The organism is Streptomyces sp. NPDC006339, assembly GCF_040612775.1.
GTDB lineage: Bacteria > Actinomycetota > Actinomycetes > Streptomycetales > Streptomycetaceae > Streptomyces.
This window is the reverse complement of the sequence record NZ_JBEXQW010000037.1, coordinates 49,432-65,212: the sequence shown is the minus strand read 5'-3', so window position 1 is coordinate 65,212 and position 15,781 is coordinate 49,432. Positions and strand designations below refer to the sequence as shown.

Sequence of the window (15,781 nt, the reverse complement as noted above, 5' to 3'; positions counted from 1 at the left end):
AGCCTTCTCGCCGGCTCCGAAGCCTTCCGGCCGGACCCGGGAACCTTCCCGCCCCGAGGTGTGTCTTACGCTCCGCTTACATCTGGCCGTAGCTCTCGGGGGGAAGCCCGTGTTCGTCATAGCCATCCTGCTGGTCATCGCCGCAGTGGTGCTCTTCTTCGTCGGCCGCGCGAACGACACCCGCGGCCTCAAGCTGGGCGCCGTGGGCGCCCTGCTCGCCGGCCTGTTCTCGCTGATCGTGAGCATGACGTACGTGATCAGCGCGTACGAGGTCGGCGTGCCGGTCGCCTTCGGCAAGGTCGGTACGCCGATGTCCTCCGGCATGCACCTCAAGTCGCCGTTCACCAACGTCACGACGTTCTCCACCCGGCCCGTCGACCTCAATCTCTCCGACAAGGACGTGGTCGAGGTGCGCTCCTCGCAGGGCGGTGTGATGTACGCCGAGGTCACGGTGAAGTGGGCGGTGCAGCCGTCCAAGGCCGTCGAGCTCTACAAGCTGGCCGGCAGCGAGGACGCCATCCAGCAGCGGCTGGTCTACCCGGACAGCCGTGAGATCGTGCGCAACGTCTTCGCCCGCCACACGAGCGAGCAGGGCTACGCCTCCGACCGCGAGAAGATCAACGCGGAGATCGCCGGCCTCATCAAGGAGCGCCTCGCCCCGCGCGGCATCGACGTCACCACGGTCAACCTGCGCAACGTGAAGCCCTCCGAGGCCCTGCAGGACCAGATCGACCGCAAGATCCAGCAGCAGCAGGCCACCGAGCGGGCCCTCGAGGCCGCCCGTACGGCCAAGGCGGAGTCCGACCGCCGCCGGATCGAGGCCGAGGGCATCGCCCGCGCCAACAAGATCCTCAACGACTCGCTGACCGACAAGGTCCTGATGAACCAGTGCATCGACGCCTACAAGGAGGCCGCCGCGAAGAACCCGGTCTACGCGGTGCCCTGCGGTGGCGGCGGCTCGAACCCGCTGATCGTGGACGGCACGAAGCGCTAGAAGCGACGCGCGCCGCCGCGGCGGCGGAACACGGAAGGGGGCCGTCCGGTCGAACCGGGCGGCCCCCTTCACGTACGTACGGGGTGCGGGCGTAGCTGCCTGCGAGGCGGGCTCAGCGCGAGCGCTTCGCGAGGCGCTCCACGTCCAGCAGGATCACGGCACGCGCCTCCAGGCGCAGCCAGCCGCGCTGGGCGAAGTCGGCGAGCGCCTTGTTGACCGTCTCGCGGGAGGCGCCGACGAGCTGGGCCAGCTCCTCCTGGGTGAGGTCGTGGACGACGTGGATGCCCTCCTCGGACTGCACGCCGAAGCGGCGCGACAGGTCGAGGAGCGCGCGGGCGACACGGCCCGGTACGTCGGAGAAGACCAGGTCGGACATCTGGTCGTTGGTCTTGCGCAGGCGGCGGGCGACGGCGCGCAGCAGGGCGCTGGCCACCTCGGGGCGGGCGTTCAGCCAGGGCTGGAGGTCGCCGTGGCCGAGGCCGAGCAGCTTGACCTCGGTCAGCGCGGTGGCGGTGGCCGTGCGCGGGCCCGGGTCGAAGAGGGACAGCTCGCCGATGAGCTCGCCGGGGCCGAGGACCGCCAGCATGTTCTCGCGGCCGTCGGGCGAGGTCCGGTGCAGCTTCACCTTGCCCTCGGTGACCACGTAGAGCCGGTCACCCGGGTCGCCCTCGTGGAACAGCGCGTCGCCACGGGCAAGCGTCGCCTCACTCATCGAGGCACGCAGCTCAGCGGCCTGCTCGTCGTCGAGCGCCGCGAACAGCGGGGCACGTCGCAGAACGTCGTCCACGAGTTCTCTCCTATGTCGACCTCAGTGCGATCAATCACAACAAGTTTGACTCACCGGACGGCCTTTCCGTACGTCAGGGGCCCGATTGGGTCGTGATCCGGTGCGCGCGCGGCAGATGTCGGTGGCGACGCCTAGGCTGGCCGGGTGTCCAACTCGCCGGTGAGAGCACAGGCCAAGGGGGCTGGAAGAGTGCGGGTCGAGGGTAATTCCGCTGTGGGCGAACACGGCGTGGCGAAACAGACGAAAGCGACGAAACGCACACCGAAGGGGGCGGCCGGGGCGACGACGACCCCGTCGACGACCACCTCGGCGAAGAAGCCCGCGGCCGGGACCGGGTCCGCCGCCAAGAAGACGCCCGCGGCCAGGACGGCGCCCGCCGCCAAGGTGGCACCCGCCAAGGCCAGGCCCGAGTCGCGCCTCGCCATGGTGCGGCGGGCCCGGAAGATCAACCGGGAGCTCGCCGAGGTCTATCCGTACGCCCATCCCGAGCTCGACTTCCGCAACCCCTTCGAGCTGCTGGTCGCCACGGTCCTCTCCGCCCAGACCACCGACCTGCGGGTCAACCAGACCACCCCGGCGCTCTTCGCGAAGTACCCGACCCCCGAGGACCTGGCCGCCGCCGTGCCCGAGGAGGTCGAGGAGCTGATCCGGCCGACCGGGTTCTTCCGCGCCAAGACCAAGTCGATCATGGGCCTCGCCACCGCCCTCCGGGACGACTTCGGGGGCGAGGTCCCCGGACGCCTGGAGGACCTGGTCAAGCTGCCCGGCGTCGGCCGGAAGACCGCCTTCGTCGTCCTCGGCAACGCCTTCGGCGTGCCCGGCATCACCGTCGACACCCACTTCATGCGCCTGGTCCGCCGCTGGCGGTGGACCGAGCAGGAGGACCCCGTCAAGATCGAGGCGGAGATCGCCGAGATCTTCCCGAAGAGCGAGTGGACGATGCTCTCGCACCGGGTGATCTTCCACGGCCGGCGGATCTGCCACGCCCGCAAGCCCGCGTGCGGCGCCTGCCCCATCACCCACCTGTGCCCGGCGTACGGGGAGGGCGAGACGGACCCGGAGAAGGCGAAGAAGCTGCTGAAGTACGAGATGGGCGGCTTCCCGGGCCAGCGGCTCAACCCGCCCCCGGACTACCCCGGCCGCCCGGCGCCGCCCCTGGGCGCGAGCTCGTGAGCACCCCGCCGCCCCCCGGCCCGCACCCCGCCCGCGCCGCGGACGCCCGGGGAACGAACCCACACTCCGACCGCGTTGGGAAACACGGGGGTGCCTATGACGCGCACTGGTGAAGAGATCCAAGGAGCGGGCGGCCTGCTCGACCGGGACGGGCTGCCCGACTGGCTGGAACCGGTCGACCGGGCGGCCCGCACGGTCGCGCCCGAGCAGCTCAGCCGTTTCCTGCCGCCCAAGAACGGTGCCGGGCGGCAGTCCGCCGTGCTCGTCCTCTTCGGCGAGGGCGCGCGCGGCCCCGAGCTGCTGCTCATGGAGCGCTCCGGAAGCCTCCGCTCGCATGCCGGACAGCCCTCCTTCCCCGGCGGCGCCCTGGACCCCGAGGACGGCGACCCGGCCGAGGCCGGGCCGCTGCGGGCGGCGCTGCGCGAGGCCGAGGAGGAGACCGGGCTCGACCCGGCCGGCGTCCAGCTCTTCGGCGTGCTGCCCCGGCTCTACATCCCGGTGAGCGGCTTCGTCGTCACGCCCGTCCTCGGCTGGTGGCGCGACCCGAGCCCCGTCGGCGTCGTCGACCCCGCCGAGACCGCGCGGGTCTTCACCGTCCCCGTGGCGGATCTCACGGACCCCGCGAACCGCGCGACCGCGATCCACCCGGCGGGCCACGAGGGCCCCGCCTTCCTCGTCGAATCGGCTCTGGTCTGGGGTTTCACGGCCGGAGTGATCGACCGGATCCTGCACTTCGCGGGCTGGGAGCGGCCCTGGGACCGGTCCAAGCGGGTCCCGTTGGACTGGAGGTCATGACAGGCTGACCCCGGGCGACCGAAGACGAATCTGCGAGGCTATTGACGGTGAACGTGCTGGACATCCTGTTGCTGCTCGCCGCCGTGTGGTTCGCGATCATCGGTTACCGCCAGGGTTTCGTGGTCGGCATCCTCTCGGTGATCGGGTTTCTCGGCGGCGGTCTCGTCGCCGTCCTGCTGCTGCCGGTGGTCTGGAACCAGTTGACGGACCACAGCGAGGTCACCACGACCGCGACGGTCATCTTCGTGATGGTGGTGATCGTCAGCGCCTCCGTCGGCCAGGCATTCACCACCCATCTGGGCAACAAGCTGCGCCGGCACATCACCTGGACCCCGGCGCGCGCCCTGGACGCCACCGGCGGCGCCCTGGTCAACGTGGTCGCGATGCTGCTGGTCGCCTGGCTGCTCGGCTCCGCCCTCGCCCTCACCGCCGTGCCCACCTGGGCCAAGCAGGTCCGCAACTCCAAGGTGCTGCTGGGCGTCGAGCAGGTGATGCCGGATCAGGCGTCCCGGTGGTTCAGCGACTTCACCTCCACGCTCGCCCAGAACGGCTTCCCGCAGGTCTTCAACCCCTTCGCCAACGAGCCGATCACCGAGGTCCGCCCGCCGGACCCGGCGCTCGCCGGAAGCCCGGTCGCCGCGCGCGCCAAGCGCTCCATCGTGAAGGTCGTCGGCACCGCCCCGAGCTGCGGAAAGGTCCTCGAAGGCACCGGCTTCGTCTTCGCCGAGCGCCGGGTGATGACCAACGCCCATGTCGTCGGCGGTGTCGACGAGCCGACCGTGCAGATAGGCGGTGAGGGCAAGCTCTACGACGCCAAGGTCGTGCTCTACGACTGGGAGCGCGACATCGCCGTCCTCGACGTGCCCGACCTGGACGCCACACCGCTGGAGTTCACCGACGGGGACGCCCGCAGCGGCGACAACGCCATCGTGGCCGGCTTCCCGGAGAACGGCGCCTACGACGTCCGCTCGGCGCGGGTGCGCGGCCGCATCACCGCCGACGGCCCCGACATCTACCGCCGAGGCGAGGTGCGCAGGGACGTGTACTCGCTGTACGCGACGGTGCGTCAGGGCAACTCCGGCGGGCCGCTGCTCACCGCCGACGGCAAGGTGTACGGCGTGATCTTCGCCCGGTCGCTCGACGACGCCAACACGGGGTACGCGCTGACGGTCGACGAGATCCGGGACGACATCAACCGGGGCCGCGCCGCCAACCAGCAGGTCGACAGCCAGGGCTGCGCGCTCTAGACCCCGCGCCCCGCGCACCGAGGGCGGGTCCCACAGGCCCTTGAGCCGTGGGACCCGCCCTCGGTCGCTCTCTAGGTACGGGTGTGGCGCAGCCGCGCCGAGACCCAGCGGGCCCGGCGTCGCAGGATGCGCGAGATCCCCATGCCCGCCGCGGGATGCGGATGGCCGCCCTGGTCCTGCGTACCGCCCCGCTCGGGGGCGCCTGAGCCGCCGATCGTGCGGCGGTCGCGTGCCGTGTCACCGTAGTCGTGCGTCCAGCCCATACCGGGACGTGTGCCCGGGGCCCAAGGTCGGTAACCTCCCCGGGGCCCGCCAATTGGCGTATGCGCGGGGCACATGGCAGTTCGACGGACGCCCGTGCGTCAGCGGTCCGGTTCGGGGTCCTTGAGCCAGTTGACGAGCTCCGTGGTGAACGCGACGGGGTCCTCCTCGTGGGGGAAGTGCCCCAGCCCGTCGAAGAGCCGCCAGCGGTACGGGGCCTCCACGTACTGCCCGGAGCCGGCCGCGCTGCGGGTCCGCATCACCGGGTCGAGCGAGCCGTGCAGATGCAGCGTGGGCACCCGTACGGGCCGCTTCATGCGCCGGTTGAACTGGATGCCGTCCGGCCGGGCCAGGGAGCGCACCATCCAGCGGTACGGCTCGATGGAGCAGTGCGCGGTCGACGGGATGCACATGGCCCGCCGGTAGACGTCCAGGGCCGCCTCGTCGGCGGCCGACCGGGGGTTCGGCCCCGACCAGTCGTCGATGAGCCGTCCCACGAGCGCCGCCTCGTCCGCGACGAGCTGACGCTCCGGCAGCCAGGGCCGCTGGAAGCCCCATACGTAGGAACCGGCCCGGGTCTGGGAGAAGTCGGAGAGCATCGCCGAGCGCCAGCGGCGGGGGTGGGGCATGGAGGAGACCGCGAGCCGGCGCACCAGCTTGGGCCGCATCACGGCGGCCGTCCAGGCGAGGTAGCCGCCCAGGTCGTGGCCGACGAGCGCCGCGTCCGGCTCGCCGAGGGAGCGGATGACGCCGGTGATGTCGAGGGCCAGGTTCGCCGGGTCGTAGCCCCGGGGCGTGCGGTCGCTGCCGCCCACGCCGCGCAGGTCCATCGCCACGGCCCGGAACCCGGCCTCGGCGAGGGCGGGCAACTGGTGGCGCCAGGTCCACCAGAACTGCGGGAAGCCGTGCAGCAGCAGCACCAGCGGGCCGTCGCCCATCTCGGCGATGTGGAAGCGGGCGCCGTTGGCCGCCACGTCGCGATGGGTCCACGGCCCGTCGATGCGGACGGGGCTGCCGCCGTTGGCGCTACTGCTCTCAGGGACGGTCATGCAGACGAGCGTGCCACAGACGGGGCCTTGTCCAGGGCGAGCGGGGCCGCGTCGGCCGCCGGACGCGGATGCGGCTTGACGTTCTGCATGATCGCCGCCGTCTGCTTGGCCGAGGAGATGCTCTTCTCCGGCTTCTTGACCTTCTTGAACTTGGCCACGGCGAACACCGCGAGCAGCGCGGCGAGCAGCACGTTCGCCGCGAAGGACAGCAGGAAGCACCAGGCGAGGTTCCAGCCGCCGTCGCCGTTGTGCCCGCCGGTCCAGGTGTTGATGCCGTAGGCGAGCGCGAAGCTCAGCATCGGCAGCGAGAACAGCAGCACCACGCCCGCCCCCAGGCCGGCCGCGCTGCCCATCGCGCCGCGCTTGACGTCCTGGCGGATCTCGGCCTTGGCCAGGGCGATCTCGTCGTGCACCAGTGCGGACATCTCGGCGGTCGCCGAGGCGACCAACTGGCCGAGGCTGCGCTCGGCTCCGTCGAACGGGTCGCTCATGGCTGTTCCCTCTCCTCTTCTACGGTCCGACCTCAGATCATGCCGGACGGTCGGCCTCATCGCGCGGTGCCCCCGCGAGTCGGGCGCGCTCGCGGTGTTCGGCCGCCCTCCGCTCGTGGATCTCGGCCATTCTCAGGTGGTACTCCGGGTCGTGCTCCTCGTAGATGTCCGGGATGCCGTCCTCGTCGTCGTCGCGCTCCTCCTCCGCGCACAGCGCCTGGTACCTGCGGACCCGGAGCTTCAGCAGCACGGAGGCGAGCACGGCGGCGATGAGCGAGCCCATGAGGACGGCGGCCTTCACCTCGTCGGTCAGGGCGGCGTCGCCGGCGAAGGCGAGCTCGCCGATGAGCAGCGAGACCGTGAAGCCGATGCCGGCGAGGGAGGCGACGGCGAAGACGTCGGGCCAGGCCAGCTCGGGGTTGAGCTCGGCCTTGGTGAAGCGGGCGGCGAGCCAGGTGCCGCCGAAGATGCCGATGGCCTTGCCCACCACGAGTCCGAGCACGACGCCGAGGGTGACGGGCTGGGTGAAGACCTTCCCCAGGGCTCCGCCGGAGACGGCGACTCCGGCCGAGAACAGGGCGAACAGCGGCACGGCGAGGCCCGCGGAGACGGGACGTATCAGGTGCTCGATGTGCTCGCCGGGGGAGTGGTCCTCGCCGTCCCGGGTGGTGCAACGGAGCATCAGGCCCATGGCGACGCCGGCGATGGTGGCGTGGACCCCGCTGTTGTACATCAGGCCCCAGACCACCAGGGCGAGCGGCACGTACACGTACCAGCCGCGGACTTCCTTGCGCAGCAGCAGCCAGAAGACGGCGAGTCCGGCGACGGCCCCGCCGAGGGCGGCGAAGTTCAGGTCACCGGTGAAGAAGATCGCGATGATCAGGATGGCGAACAGGTCGTCGACGACGGCGAGGGTGAGCAGGAAGGCCCGCAGCGCCGAGGGGAGGGAGGTGCCGATCACGGCGAGGACGGCGAGCGCGAAGGCGATGTCGGTGGCGGTGGGCACCGCCCAGCCGGCGAGGCTGCCGTCGCCGATCGTGTTGACCAGCGTGTAGACGAGGGCGGGGGCGGCCATGCCGCACACGGCGGCGATGACGGGGAGGGCGGCGGCCTTGGGGTCGCGCAGCTCGCCCGCGACGAGCTCGCGCTTCAGCTCGATGCCGGCGACGAAGAAGAAGATCGCGAGCAGGCCGTCGGCCGCCCAGTGCTGGAGGGACAGGTCGAGCCCGAGGGCGGCAGGGCCGATGTGGAGGTCCCGGAGGGACGCGTAACTGTCCTTGACGGGGGAGTTGGCCCACACGAGCGCGGCGATGGCGGCCACGAGCAGCAGCACACCGCCGACGGTCTCGGTGCGCAGCGCGTCGGCGACGAACCGGCGCTCGGGCAGCGAGAGGCGGCCGAGGAACCTGCGGTCGTCGGTGGCCTTGGGGCTGGGTGTGGGCGTGGACGTGGGCGCGGGCACGGTGAGTACCTCCGGTCGGTGGGCAGCGCAGAGCACATGCCGACCAGACTTCCCGGCGCACCTAGGTTTCCTTCCGCGTCACTGACGCGGTCCTTACTTTACCTAAAGATGCTCGGTGGCGTCCGGCGATCTTCACTTTAAGCGCATACGGGGACAGGGGCACTCCCTGTGGACAACCGCCTGTGGACAACGCGAGGGCGCCCGCCCCGGGATGCCGGAACGGGCGCCCACCTGCGCTTTTCTGGTGCTCAGTCCTCGCTGGAGGCGGACGGCAGCTTCGTCTGGATGAGGTCCATGACCGACGAGTCCGTCAGGGTGGTGACGTCTCCCAGCTCGCGGTTCTCGGCGACGTCCCGCAGCAGGCGCCGCATGATCTTGCCGGAGCGGGTCTTGGGCAGCTCGGCGACCGGCAGGATCCGCTTCGGCTTCGCGATCGGGCCGAGGGTCGCGCCGACGTGGTTGCGCAGATCGGCGACGAGGGCCTCGTCCTCGCTGGCCGTACCGCGCAGGATGACGAACGCGACGATCGCCTGGCCGGTGGTCTCGTCGGCGGCGCCGACCACGGCCGCCTCGGCGACGGACGGGTGGGAGACGAGCGCCGACTCGACCTCGGTGGTGGAGATGTTGTGGCCCGAGACGAGCATGACGTCGTCGACCCGGCCGAGCAGCCAGATGTCGCCGTCGTCGTCCTTCTTGGCGCCGTCGCCGGCGAAGTACCTGCCCTCGAAGCGGGACCAGTAGGTGTCGATGAAGCGCTGGTCGTCGCCCCAGATGGTGCGGAGCATCGACGGCCACGGCTCGGTGAGGACCAGGTAGCCACCGCCCCCGTTCGGCACCTCGTTGGCCTCGTCGTCCACGACGGTGGCGGAGATGCCGGGCAGCGGGCGCTGCGCGGAGCCGGGCTTGGTCTCGGTGACGCCGGGCAGCGGCGAGATCATCATCGCGCCGGTCTCGGTCTGCCACCAGGTGTCCACGATGGGGCACTTGTTGCCGCCGATGTGCTCGCGGTACCAGACCCACGCCTCGGGGTTGATCGGCTCGCCGACCGAGCCCAGGACGCGCAGCGACGACAGGTCGAACTTGGCGGGGATGTCGTCGCCCCACTTCATGAACGTGCGGATCGCGGTCGGCGCCGTGTAGAGGATCGTGACGCCGTACTTCTGCACGATCTCCCAGAAGCGGCCCTGGTGCGGGGTGTCCGGGGTGCCCTCGTACATGACCTGGGTCGCGCCGTTGGCCAGCGGCCCGTACACGATGTACGAGTGGCCGGTGACCCAGCCGATGTCGGCGGTGCACCAGTAGACGTCGGTCTCCGGCTTGAGGTCGAAGACGGCGTGGTGGGTGTACGCGGCCTGGGTGAGGTAGCCGCCGGAGGTGTGCAGGATGCCCTTCGGCTTACCCGTCGTGCCGGAGGTGTAGAGGATGAAGAGCGGGTGCTCGGCCTCGAACGCCTCCGGGGTGTGCTCGGCGGACTGGCGGCCGACGATGTCGTCCCACCAGACGTCCCGGCCCTCGGTGAAGGCGGTCTCCTGCCCGGTGCGGCGGACCACGAGGACGTGCTCGACCTGCGGGCAGCGGGAGACGGCCTCGTCGATGGCGGGCTTGAGCGCGGACGGCTTGCCGCGGCGGTAGCCGCCGTCGGCGGTGACGACCAGCTTGGCGTCGGCGTCCTGGATGCGGGAGGCGACGGCGTCGGCGGAGAAGCCGCCGAAGACGACCGAGTGGGCGGCGCCGATGCGGGCGCAGGCCAGCATGGTGATGGCGGCCTCGGGGATCATCGGCAGGTAGACGGCGACCCGGTCGCCCTTGCGGACACCCAGCTCGGTCAGGGCGTTGGCCGCCCTGGACACCTCGTCCTTGAGCTCCGCGTACGTGATCGCGCGGCTGTCGCCGGGCTCGCCCTCGAAGTGGATGGCGACCCGGTCGCCGTTGCCGGCCTCGACGTGCCGGTCCACGCAGTTGTACGCGACGTTCAGCTCACCGTCGGCGAACCACTTGGCGAAGGGCGGGTTCGACCAGTCCAGGGTCTCGGTCGGCTCGGTGGCCCAGGTGAGCCGCTTGGCCTGCTCGGCCCAGAAGCCCAGCCTGTCCGCCTTGGCCTGCTCGTACGCGTCCGCCGTGACGTTGGCGTGCGCGGCCAGTTCGGCCGGCGGCGCGAAGCGGCGCTCTTCCTTGAGCAGATTGGCCAAGGATTCGTTGCTCACGACATCTCCCATTCCCAGGGCGTCCTACGTGCCTGTGTGTCCCGCGTCATAGCTCACCAGGCAGAGGCCCGGGTGACAAGAGCCTCCGGGCAATTGGTTTAGACCTGTGAGCGGCCTGCGGAGGTGGCCCCCGCTCCCCGAGCGGAGGGGAGCGGGGGCCACACACTTTCACGTACGAACGGAACAGAAGGTTCAGGACGCGCGAGCGGTCTCCCGGGCGCCGGGCCGGGACGCCGGTTCGCCCCCGGGCCGCGTGTCCTTTCCGGCCGCCGTCGGCGGCACATGGTTGAACACGTCGTCGTAGCTGTGCACCTCGTCCGTGCCCGCCAGCAGATAAGCCTGCGCCTCGCCCACGTGGAAGTACATCCCGTGCAGGGTCAGCGTGCCCTCGGCGAGCCGCCGCGCCACCGGCTCGTAGGCGCGCAGGTGCTCCAGTTGCTGCACCACGTTGGTCAGGCATAACTGCTCGACCTCGTCGGCCGGCAGCCGCCCGGAGATCCTCGCCCAGGCGTGCCGACGGCTCTCCATCCGCTCCAGGCTCGGCAGACCGTGCCGCAGCCAGCGGCGCAGCGGGCTCGCCGGGTCGTCGGGGCCGCTGTTCAGCAGGGCCTGCATCGCGCCGCAGCCGGAGTGGCCGCAGACCGTGATCGAATCGACCCGCAGCACCTCCACCGCGTACTCGATCGCCGCGGCCACCGAGTCGTCCCCGCTCTCCTCGCCCGGCAGCGGCACCAGATTGCCCACATTGCGCACCGTGAACAGGTCTCCCGGACCACTGGACGTGATCATGCTGGTGACCAGCCGGGAGTCGGCACAGGTCAGGAAGAGCTGCGAGGGCTGCTGCCCCTCCCGGGCCAGCCGGGCCAGCTCGTCCCTGACCAGCGGGGCGGTGTCCCGCTGGAACGCGCCGATGCCGCTCGCCAGCCGGTGCCCGGTGGCGCTCGGCGCCTCCTCGGCCGGCTGCTCCTGGCACTGGTGGTTGCGCCACGGCGTCCACGGGCGGCAGCAGGAGTGCCCGCCCGGCCCGGAGCCGCCGTCGGCACCGGAGCCGTCGGCCGGGCCGTGGCCGTGGCCGGGCTCGGTGATCCGGCGGCCCGAGGGGCCGGTCATGTCCACGCTGCCGCCATGGGTCAGATGCGCGGCCTGCCAGTCGTGCAGCGTCTCGTACGCCGCGTGGTCCATGAACGACCCGTCCAGCTCCACGACGACGTCGGCGCCCGCCGGGAGCTGGTGCAGGGTCCGGCTCAGCCGGGGCACCGCGAGAAAGGTCAACTGGCCGCGGATCCGCACCAGGTGGCGCCCGTCCCGCTCCTCCAGGGTGATCCGGGTGCGGGCGAGGCGGTGCATCGCGACGGCGACCGCCACCGCGATGCCGAGGGCCACGCCCTCCAGGATCCCGATGAACACCACACCCGCCACCGTCACCGCGTACACCACGACCTCACGGTGGCGGGTGACCGTGCGGATGTGCGTGATGCTGACCATCTGGATGCCGACGACCATGACGAGCGCGGCGAGCGCGGGCAGCGGGATGAGCTCGAGCAGCGGGACCAGGAAGAGCGCCGCGAGCACGATCCACAGGCCGTGCAGCATCGTCGAGTGGCGGCTCACGGCACCGGCCGAGACGTTCGCCACGCTGCGGACCGCGACTCCGGCGACCGGCAGGCCGCCGAGCGCTCCGGACACCATGTTCGCCGCGCCCTGGCCCGCGAGTTCGCGGTCGAGCCGGGAGCGGGGCACGCCGGTCTCGCCCGTCGCGGCGGCGCGCTTCGCCGCCAGTTTGTCGACGGCGACGGCGGACAGCAGCGACTGCACGCTGGTGACCAGCGTGATCGTGAGCACCCCGGCCGCGATCCCGAGGACGGGCCCGTCCGGCAGGCCGGGCAGGGCGTGACTGCTCCAGGAGGGCAGGTCGACCCGCGGCACACCGAGCCCGGCGAACGTGGCGAGCGCCGTGGCGGCGGCCACCGCGACGAGCGCCGCGGGGCCCGTGCGCAGCAGCCGTCCCGTACGGCCGGGAAGGCGCGGCCAGGCCAGCAGCAGGCCGACGGTGAGGGCGCTGACGGCGAGTGCGGCGGGGGACACGTCCGCGAGTTGCGCGGGCAGGCCGAGGGCGTTGTCCACGGCCGAGCTCTGGGGGTTGCCGCCGAGCACGATGTGCAACTGGGCGAGGGCGATGGTGACGCCGATGCCGGCCACCATCCCGTGCACGATCGCCGGGGAGACGACGAGGGCGGAGCGGGCCACCCGCAGGGCGGCGAGGCCGAGTTGGCACAGTCCGGCGAGGACGGTGATGGCGCAGGTGGTGAGCCAGCCGTAGCGCTGGATGAGCTCCGCGGTGACCACGGTCAGTCCGGCGGCGGGGCCGCTGACCTGGAGCGGGGAGCCGCCGAGGCGTCCGGCGACGATGCCGCCGACGGCGGCGGCCACCAGGCCGGCCTGGAGCGGGGCGCCGGTGGCGAGGGCGATGCCCAGTGACAGCGGCAGGGCGATCAGGAAGACGGTCATGGACGCGGACAGGTCCGCGCCGGCGATACGGAAGCGGCGATGGCCCTTCCCGCCGTCCGGCGGGCTGTGGGGGCGCTGGACGCGGGGTCGGTTGGTCGTGCGGTCGGGGGTGCAGAGAGTCATGTTCCCGTCTCCTCCGGGGGCAGCGCGGTCGCGGCTCGTGCGGGGTGCAGCGGCGGGATACCGATCAACGCTCGGTAAATGAACAGTAATGGAGAGTAAAGACTGCGGCATTATTTTCGGGGCAAACAGGGCAATGATTCACCGGTTCCGGTGACAGAACGTGCGCATGCCGCTTGTCGTCGACGCTCCCCGGCCGTCGTGGTGCGACGTTGACGCCGCTCGTACGGAAATCCGAGGATCCGAGGAGAGGTGTGCGGATGTCAGCCGCCGCGAGAAGGACCGCAGTCCAGAAGAGGGCGCTCGCCGTCGGCGCGCTCGCCGTCGCGCTCACCACCGGCCTGGCCGGCTGTTCGGGCTCCGGCGGTTCCGCCCCGGGCGGGGCGTCGGGCGGCGCGGCCGGTGCCCAGAAGGGTGCCGCCGCCGCCCCGCAGAGCGCGGTGCGGCTGATCGGCGACGGCTCCACCGCCTTCACCGGCGCCCAGCCCCACCAGCCGGTCTGGGAACGCCTGAAGCCCGGTCAGCAGCCGCCCCAGTTCGTGGTGTTCTCCTGGGACGGCGCGGGCGAGGACAGCCAGAAGCTCTTCTCGCACTTCCGCAAGGTGGGCAAGAAGTACGGCGCGACGATGACGTACTTCCTCAGCGGCGTCTACCTCCTGCCCGAGGAGAAGCGCGAGCTGTACAACCCGCCGCGGCACTCCCCGGGCCGCTCCGACATCGGCTTCAACGATGTCGAGGGCATCCGCGACACCGTGCGCGAACTGCGCGGCGCGTGGGAGGAGGGCAACGAGATCGGCACCCACTTCAACGGCCACTTCTGCGGCAAGGAGGGCGGTGTCGGCACCTGGTCGGTCGAGGAGTGGAAGAGCGAGATCAACCAGGCCAAGTCCTTCGTCAAGAACTGGAAGACCAACGCCGGTCTGCAGGCGGAGAAGCCGCTCCCGTTCGACTACGACAAGGAGCTGGTCGGCGCCCGCACCCCGTGCCTGGAGGGCCGGAAGAACTTCGTCCGGGCGGCGGCGCAGATGGGCTTCCGCTACGACACCAGCGGGGTCAACGACCAGATCTGGCCCAAGAAGGACCTGGGCCTGTGGGACCTGTCGATGCAGCTCGTCCCCGTGCCGGGCCGCGCCTTCCAGACGCTGTCGATGGACTACAACTTCCTGGTCAACCAGTCCGGCACGACGAAGGGCGACCCGTCGATGCACCGGTTCTGGGGCAACCAGATGCGCGACGGCCTGGTGCAGGCATTCGAGCGGTCGTACCGGGGCAACCGGGCGCCGCTGATCATCGGCAACCACTTCGAGTCCTGGAACGGCGGCACGTACATGCGCGCCATCGAGGAGACCATCGCGACGGTCTGTGTGCAGAAGGACGTCAAGTGCGTCTCCTTCCGCCAGCTCGCCGACTGGCTCGACGCGCAGGACCCGGAGGTCATCGCCAAGCTCCGGACCCTGAAGGTCGGCGAGGCCCCTCCGGGCGGGTGGCAGGCATTCCTGGCGCCCCAGCCGGCCGCCCCGGCGGGCCCGCCGGCCCCCGCGGCCAAGCCGGCCGCCGCGCGCCACTGATCCACCGGACACGGCGCTGATCCGCGGCCCGGGCCGCTGATCCGCCGCCGACACGACCCGGGGCCGGCCCTCGCGAGGAGGGCCGGCCCCGGGTTCTCGACTGTCAACGGCCGGACCGTGTCGCGCCGCTGCCGTCAGCTCGGCTGGGGTTCGGCCAGCCGCTCATCGAGGACGAACCCTGGGTCGACCTGCGCCGCCAGGTCGGCCCCCGTCTTGGCGTTGCCCCAGCTCTCCGCGTTCCGCAGGTGGAAGTGCACCATCTGGCGCGTGTAGCGCTCCCAGTCGCGGTGGGCGTACGAGTCGTCCGCGGCGTCCTGGAGGGCCTGGAGGGCCGTGAGGTTGGCGGCCTCCAGGAGCTCGAAGCGAGGCGGCCGCCCCTTCTCCATGGAGCGGACCCAGTCGGAGTGGCCGACCGTCACCAGCAGGTCGTCGCCGACCTCCGCGCGCAGGAAGTCGATGTCGTCCGCGCCCTGCACCTTGTTGCCGACGACCTTCAGGGCGACCCCGAAGTCCCGCGCGTACTCCTTGTACTGACGGTAGACCGAGACGCCCTTACGCGTCGGCTCGGCGACCAGGAAGGTCATGTCGAAGCGGGTGAACATGCCGGAGGCGAAGGAGTCGGAGCCGGCGGTCATGTCGACGACCACGTACTCGTCCGGCCCGTCCACCAGGTGGTTCAGGCACAGCTCCACCGCGCCGACCTTCGAGTGATAGCAGGCCACGCCGAGATCCGACTCGGTGAACGGGCCGGTCGCCATCAGCCGGATGCCGCCGTCGTCCAGCCGTACGGGCCGGGCGCAGGCGTCGTAGACCGGGTTGTCCTCGCGGACCCGCAGGAGCCGCGAACCCTCCCCGGGCGGTGTCGTCTTGATCATGGTGTCGGCGGAGGCGATCCGCGGGTTGGAGCCCCGCAGGTACTCCTTGATCAGCGGCAGGTGCGCGCCCATCGCGGGCAGTGCCGCGGCCTCCTCGTCGGACAGGCCGAGCGCCGCCCCGAGGTGCTGGTTGATGTCGGCGTCCACCGCGAGGACCGGGGCCCCGGCGGCGGCGAGGTGTCGAATGAAGAGCGAGGACAGCGTGGTCTTGCCGCTGCCGCCCTTCCCCACGAAAGCGATCTTCATG

At 71.4% G+C, this 15,781-nt stretch carries 13 protein-coding genes; 5 read left to right on the top strand and 8 right to left on the bottom strand.

Going from position 1 to position 15,781, the window contains the following annotated elements; translation table 11 throughout:
- Nucleotides 1–109: 109 nt before the first annotated feature.
- Nucleotides 110–994 carry a prohibitin family protein gene (locus ABZ135_RS27095; RefSeq protein WP_356699032.1) on the top strand — a complete coding sequence of 295 codons (885 nt, stop codon included), beginning with the start codon at nt 110–112 and terminating at the stop codon, nt 992–994.
- 112 nt (nt 995–1,106) lie between these two features.
- On the opposite strand, the gene ABZ135_RS27090 is transcribed toward ABZ135_RS27095, so the two are convergent.
- Entirely contained in the window at nt 1,107–1,781 is a 675-nt protein-coding gene (locus ABZ135_RS27090; RefSeq protein ID WP_046910193.1) for a Crp/Fnr family transcriptional regulator, read from the bottom strand.
- Between the two features lie 144 nt (nt 1,782–1,925).
- Between ABZ135_RS27090 and nth the strand changes: the two genes are divergently transcribed.
- From nth to ABZ135_RS27075, 3 genes are all read left to right on the top strand, one after another.
- Nucleotides 1,926–2,954: an endonuclease III gene (gene nth / locus ABZ135_RS27085; protein ID WP_356699030.1), complete on the top strand. Its 1,029-nt coding sequence runs from the start codon at nt 1,926–1,928 to the stop codon at nt 2,952–2,954.
- A 96-nt stretch (nt 2,955–3,050) separates the two neighbouring features.
- Nucleotides 3,051–3,749 (top strand): CoA pyrophosphatase, encoded by a 699-nt coding sequence (locus ABZ135_RS27080; RefSeq protein ID WP_356699028.1) that lies wholly within the window; start codon nt 3,051–3,053, stop codon nt 3,747–3,749.
- 47 nt (nt 3,750–3,796) lie between these two features.
- On the top strand, nt 3,797–4,996 hold the full coding sequence (locus tag ABZ135_RS27075) for a MarP family serine protease (protein WP_356699026.1): 1,200 nt from the start codon (nt 3,797–3,799) through the stop codon (nt 4,994–4,996).
- 71 nt (nt 4,997–5,067) lie between these two features.
- Here the strand turns inward: ABZ135_RS27075 and ABZ135_RS27070 are convergent, their stop codons facing one another.
- The 6 genes from ABZ135_RS27070 to ABZ135_RS27045 form a co-directional block, all read right to left on the bottom strand.
- Entirely contained in the window at nt 5,068–5,259 is a 192-nt protein-coding gene (locus ABZ135_RS27070) for a hypothetical protein (RefSeq protein WP_356699024.1), read from the bottom strand.
- A 99-nt stretch (nt 5,260–5,358) separates the two neighbouring features.
- Nucleotides 5,359–6,306: an alpha/beta hydrolase gene (locus ABZ135_RS27065; protein ID WP_356699022.1), complete on the bottom strand. Its 948-nt coding sequence runs from the start codon at nt 6,304–6,306 to the stop codon at nt 5,359–5,361.
- On the bottom strand, nt 6,303–6,797 hold the full coding sequence (locus ABZ135_RS27060; protein ID WP_356699020.1) for a phage holin family protein: 495 nt from the start codon (nt 6,795–6,797) through the stop codon (nt 6,303–6,305). Before ABZ135_RS27060 ends, ABZ135_RS27065 begins: the two co-directional genes overlap by 4 nt.
- 37 nt (nt 6,798–6,834) lie before the next feature.
- Complete coding sequence (nhaA, locus tag ABZ135_RS27055; protein ID WP_356699018.1) at nt 6,835–8,259, bottom strand: Na+/H+ antiporter NhaA; 1,425 nt, start codon at nt 8,257–8,259, stop codon at nt 6,835–6,837.
- Between the two features lie 248 nt (nt 8,260–8,507).
- On the bottom strand, nt 8,508–10,463 hold the full coding sequence (acs, locus tag ABZ135_RS27050; RefSeq protein ID WP_356699017.1) for an acetate--CoA ligase: 1,956 nt from the start codon (nt 10,461–10,463) through the stop codon (nt 8,508–8,510).
- 192 nt (nt 10,464–10,655) lie between these two features.
- Nucleotides 10,656–13,094 carry a bifunctional SulP family inorganic anion transporter/carbonic anhydrase gene (locus tag ABZ135_RS27045; protein ID WP_356699015.1) on the bottom strand — a complete coding sequence of 813 codons (2,439 nt, stop codon included), beginning with the start codon at nt 13,092–13,094 and terminating at the stop codon, nt 10,656–10,658.
- A 257-nt stretch (nt 13,095–13,351) separates the two neighbouring features.
- On the opposite strand from ABZ135_RS27045, the gene ABZ135_RS27040 reads away from it, so the two are divergent.
- The gene (locus ABZ135_RS27040; RefSeq protein WP_356699013.1) at nt 13,352–14,659 is read left to right on the top strand and encodes a hypothetical protein; all 1,308 of its coding nucleotides are present in this window, start codon (nt 13,352–13,354) and stop codon (nt 14,657–14,659) included.
- Between the two features lie 134 nt (nt 14,660–14,793).
- Here ABZ135_RS27040 and ABZ135_RS27035 read toward each other — a convergent pair whose 3' ends face one another.
- Nucleotides 14,794–15,780, bottom strand: a complete 987-nt coding sequence (locus ABZ135_RS27035) for an ATP-binding protein (protein WP_356699011.1) — start codon at nt 15,778–15,780, stop codon at nt 14,794–14,796.
- Nucleotide 15,781: the final 1 nt, after the last annotated feature.

Coding starts and splice junctions, on each gene's coding strand:
- ABZ135_RS27060 (WP_356699020.1), bottom strand. CDS start 6,797: ATGAGCGACCCGTTCGACGGAGCCGAGCGCAGCCTCGGCCAGTTGGTC.
- ABZ135_RS27045 (WP_356699015.1), bottom strand. CDS start 13,094: ATGACTCTCTGCACCCCCGACCGCACGACCAACCGACCCCGCGTCCAG.
- ABZ135_RS27065 (WP_356699022.1), bottom strand. CDS start 6,306: ATGACCGTCCCTGAGAGCAGTAGCGCCAACGGCGGCAGCCCCGTCCGC.
- ABZ135_RS27040 (WP_356699013.1), top strand. CDS start 13,352: ATGTCAGCCGCCGCGAGAAGGACCGCAGTCCAGAAGAGGGCGCTCGCC.
- ABZ135_RS27070 (WP_356699024.1), bottom strand. CDS start 5,259: ATGGGCTGGACGCACGACTACGGTGACACGGCACGCGACCGCCGCACG.
- ABZ135_RS27080 (WP_356699028.1), top strand. CDS start 3,051: ATGACGCGCACTGGTGAAGAGATCCAAGGAGCGGGCGGCCTGCTCGAC.
- ABZ135_RS27035 (WP_356699011.1), bottom strand. CDS start 15,780: ATGAAGATCGCTTTCGTGGGGAAGGGCGGCAGCGGCAAGACCACGCTG.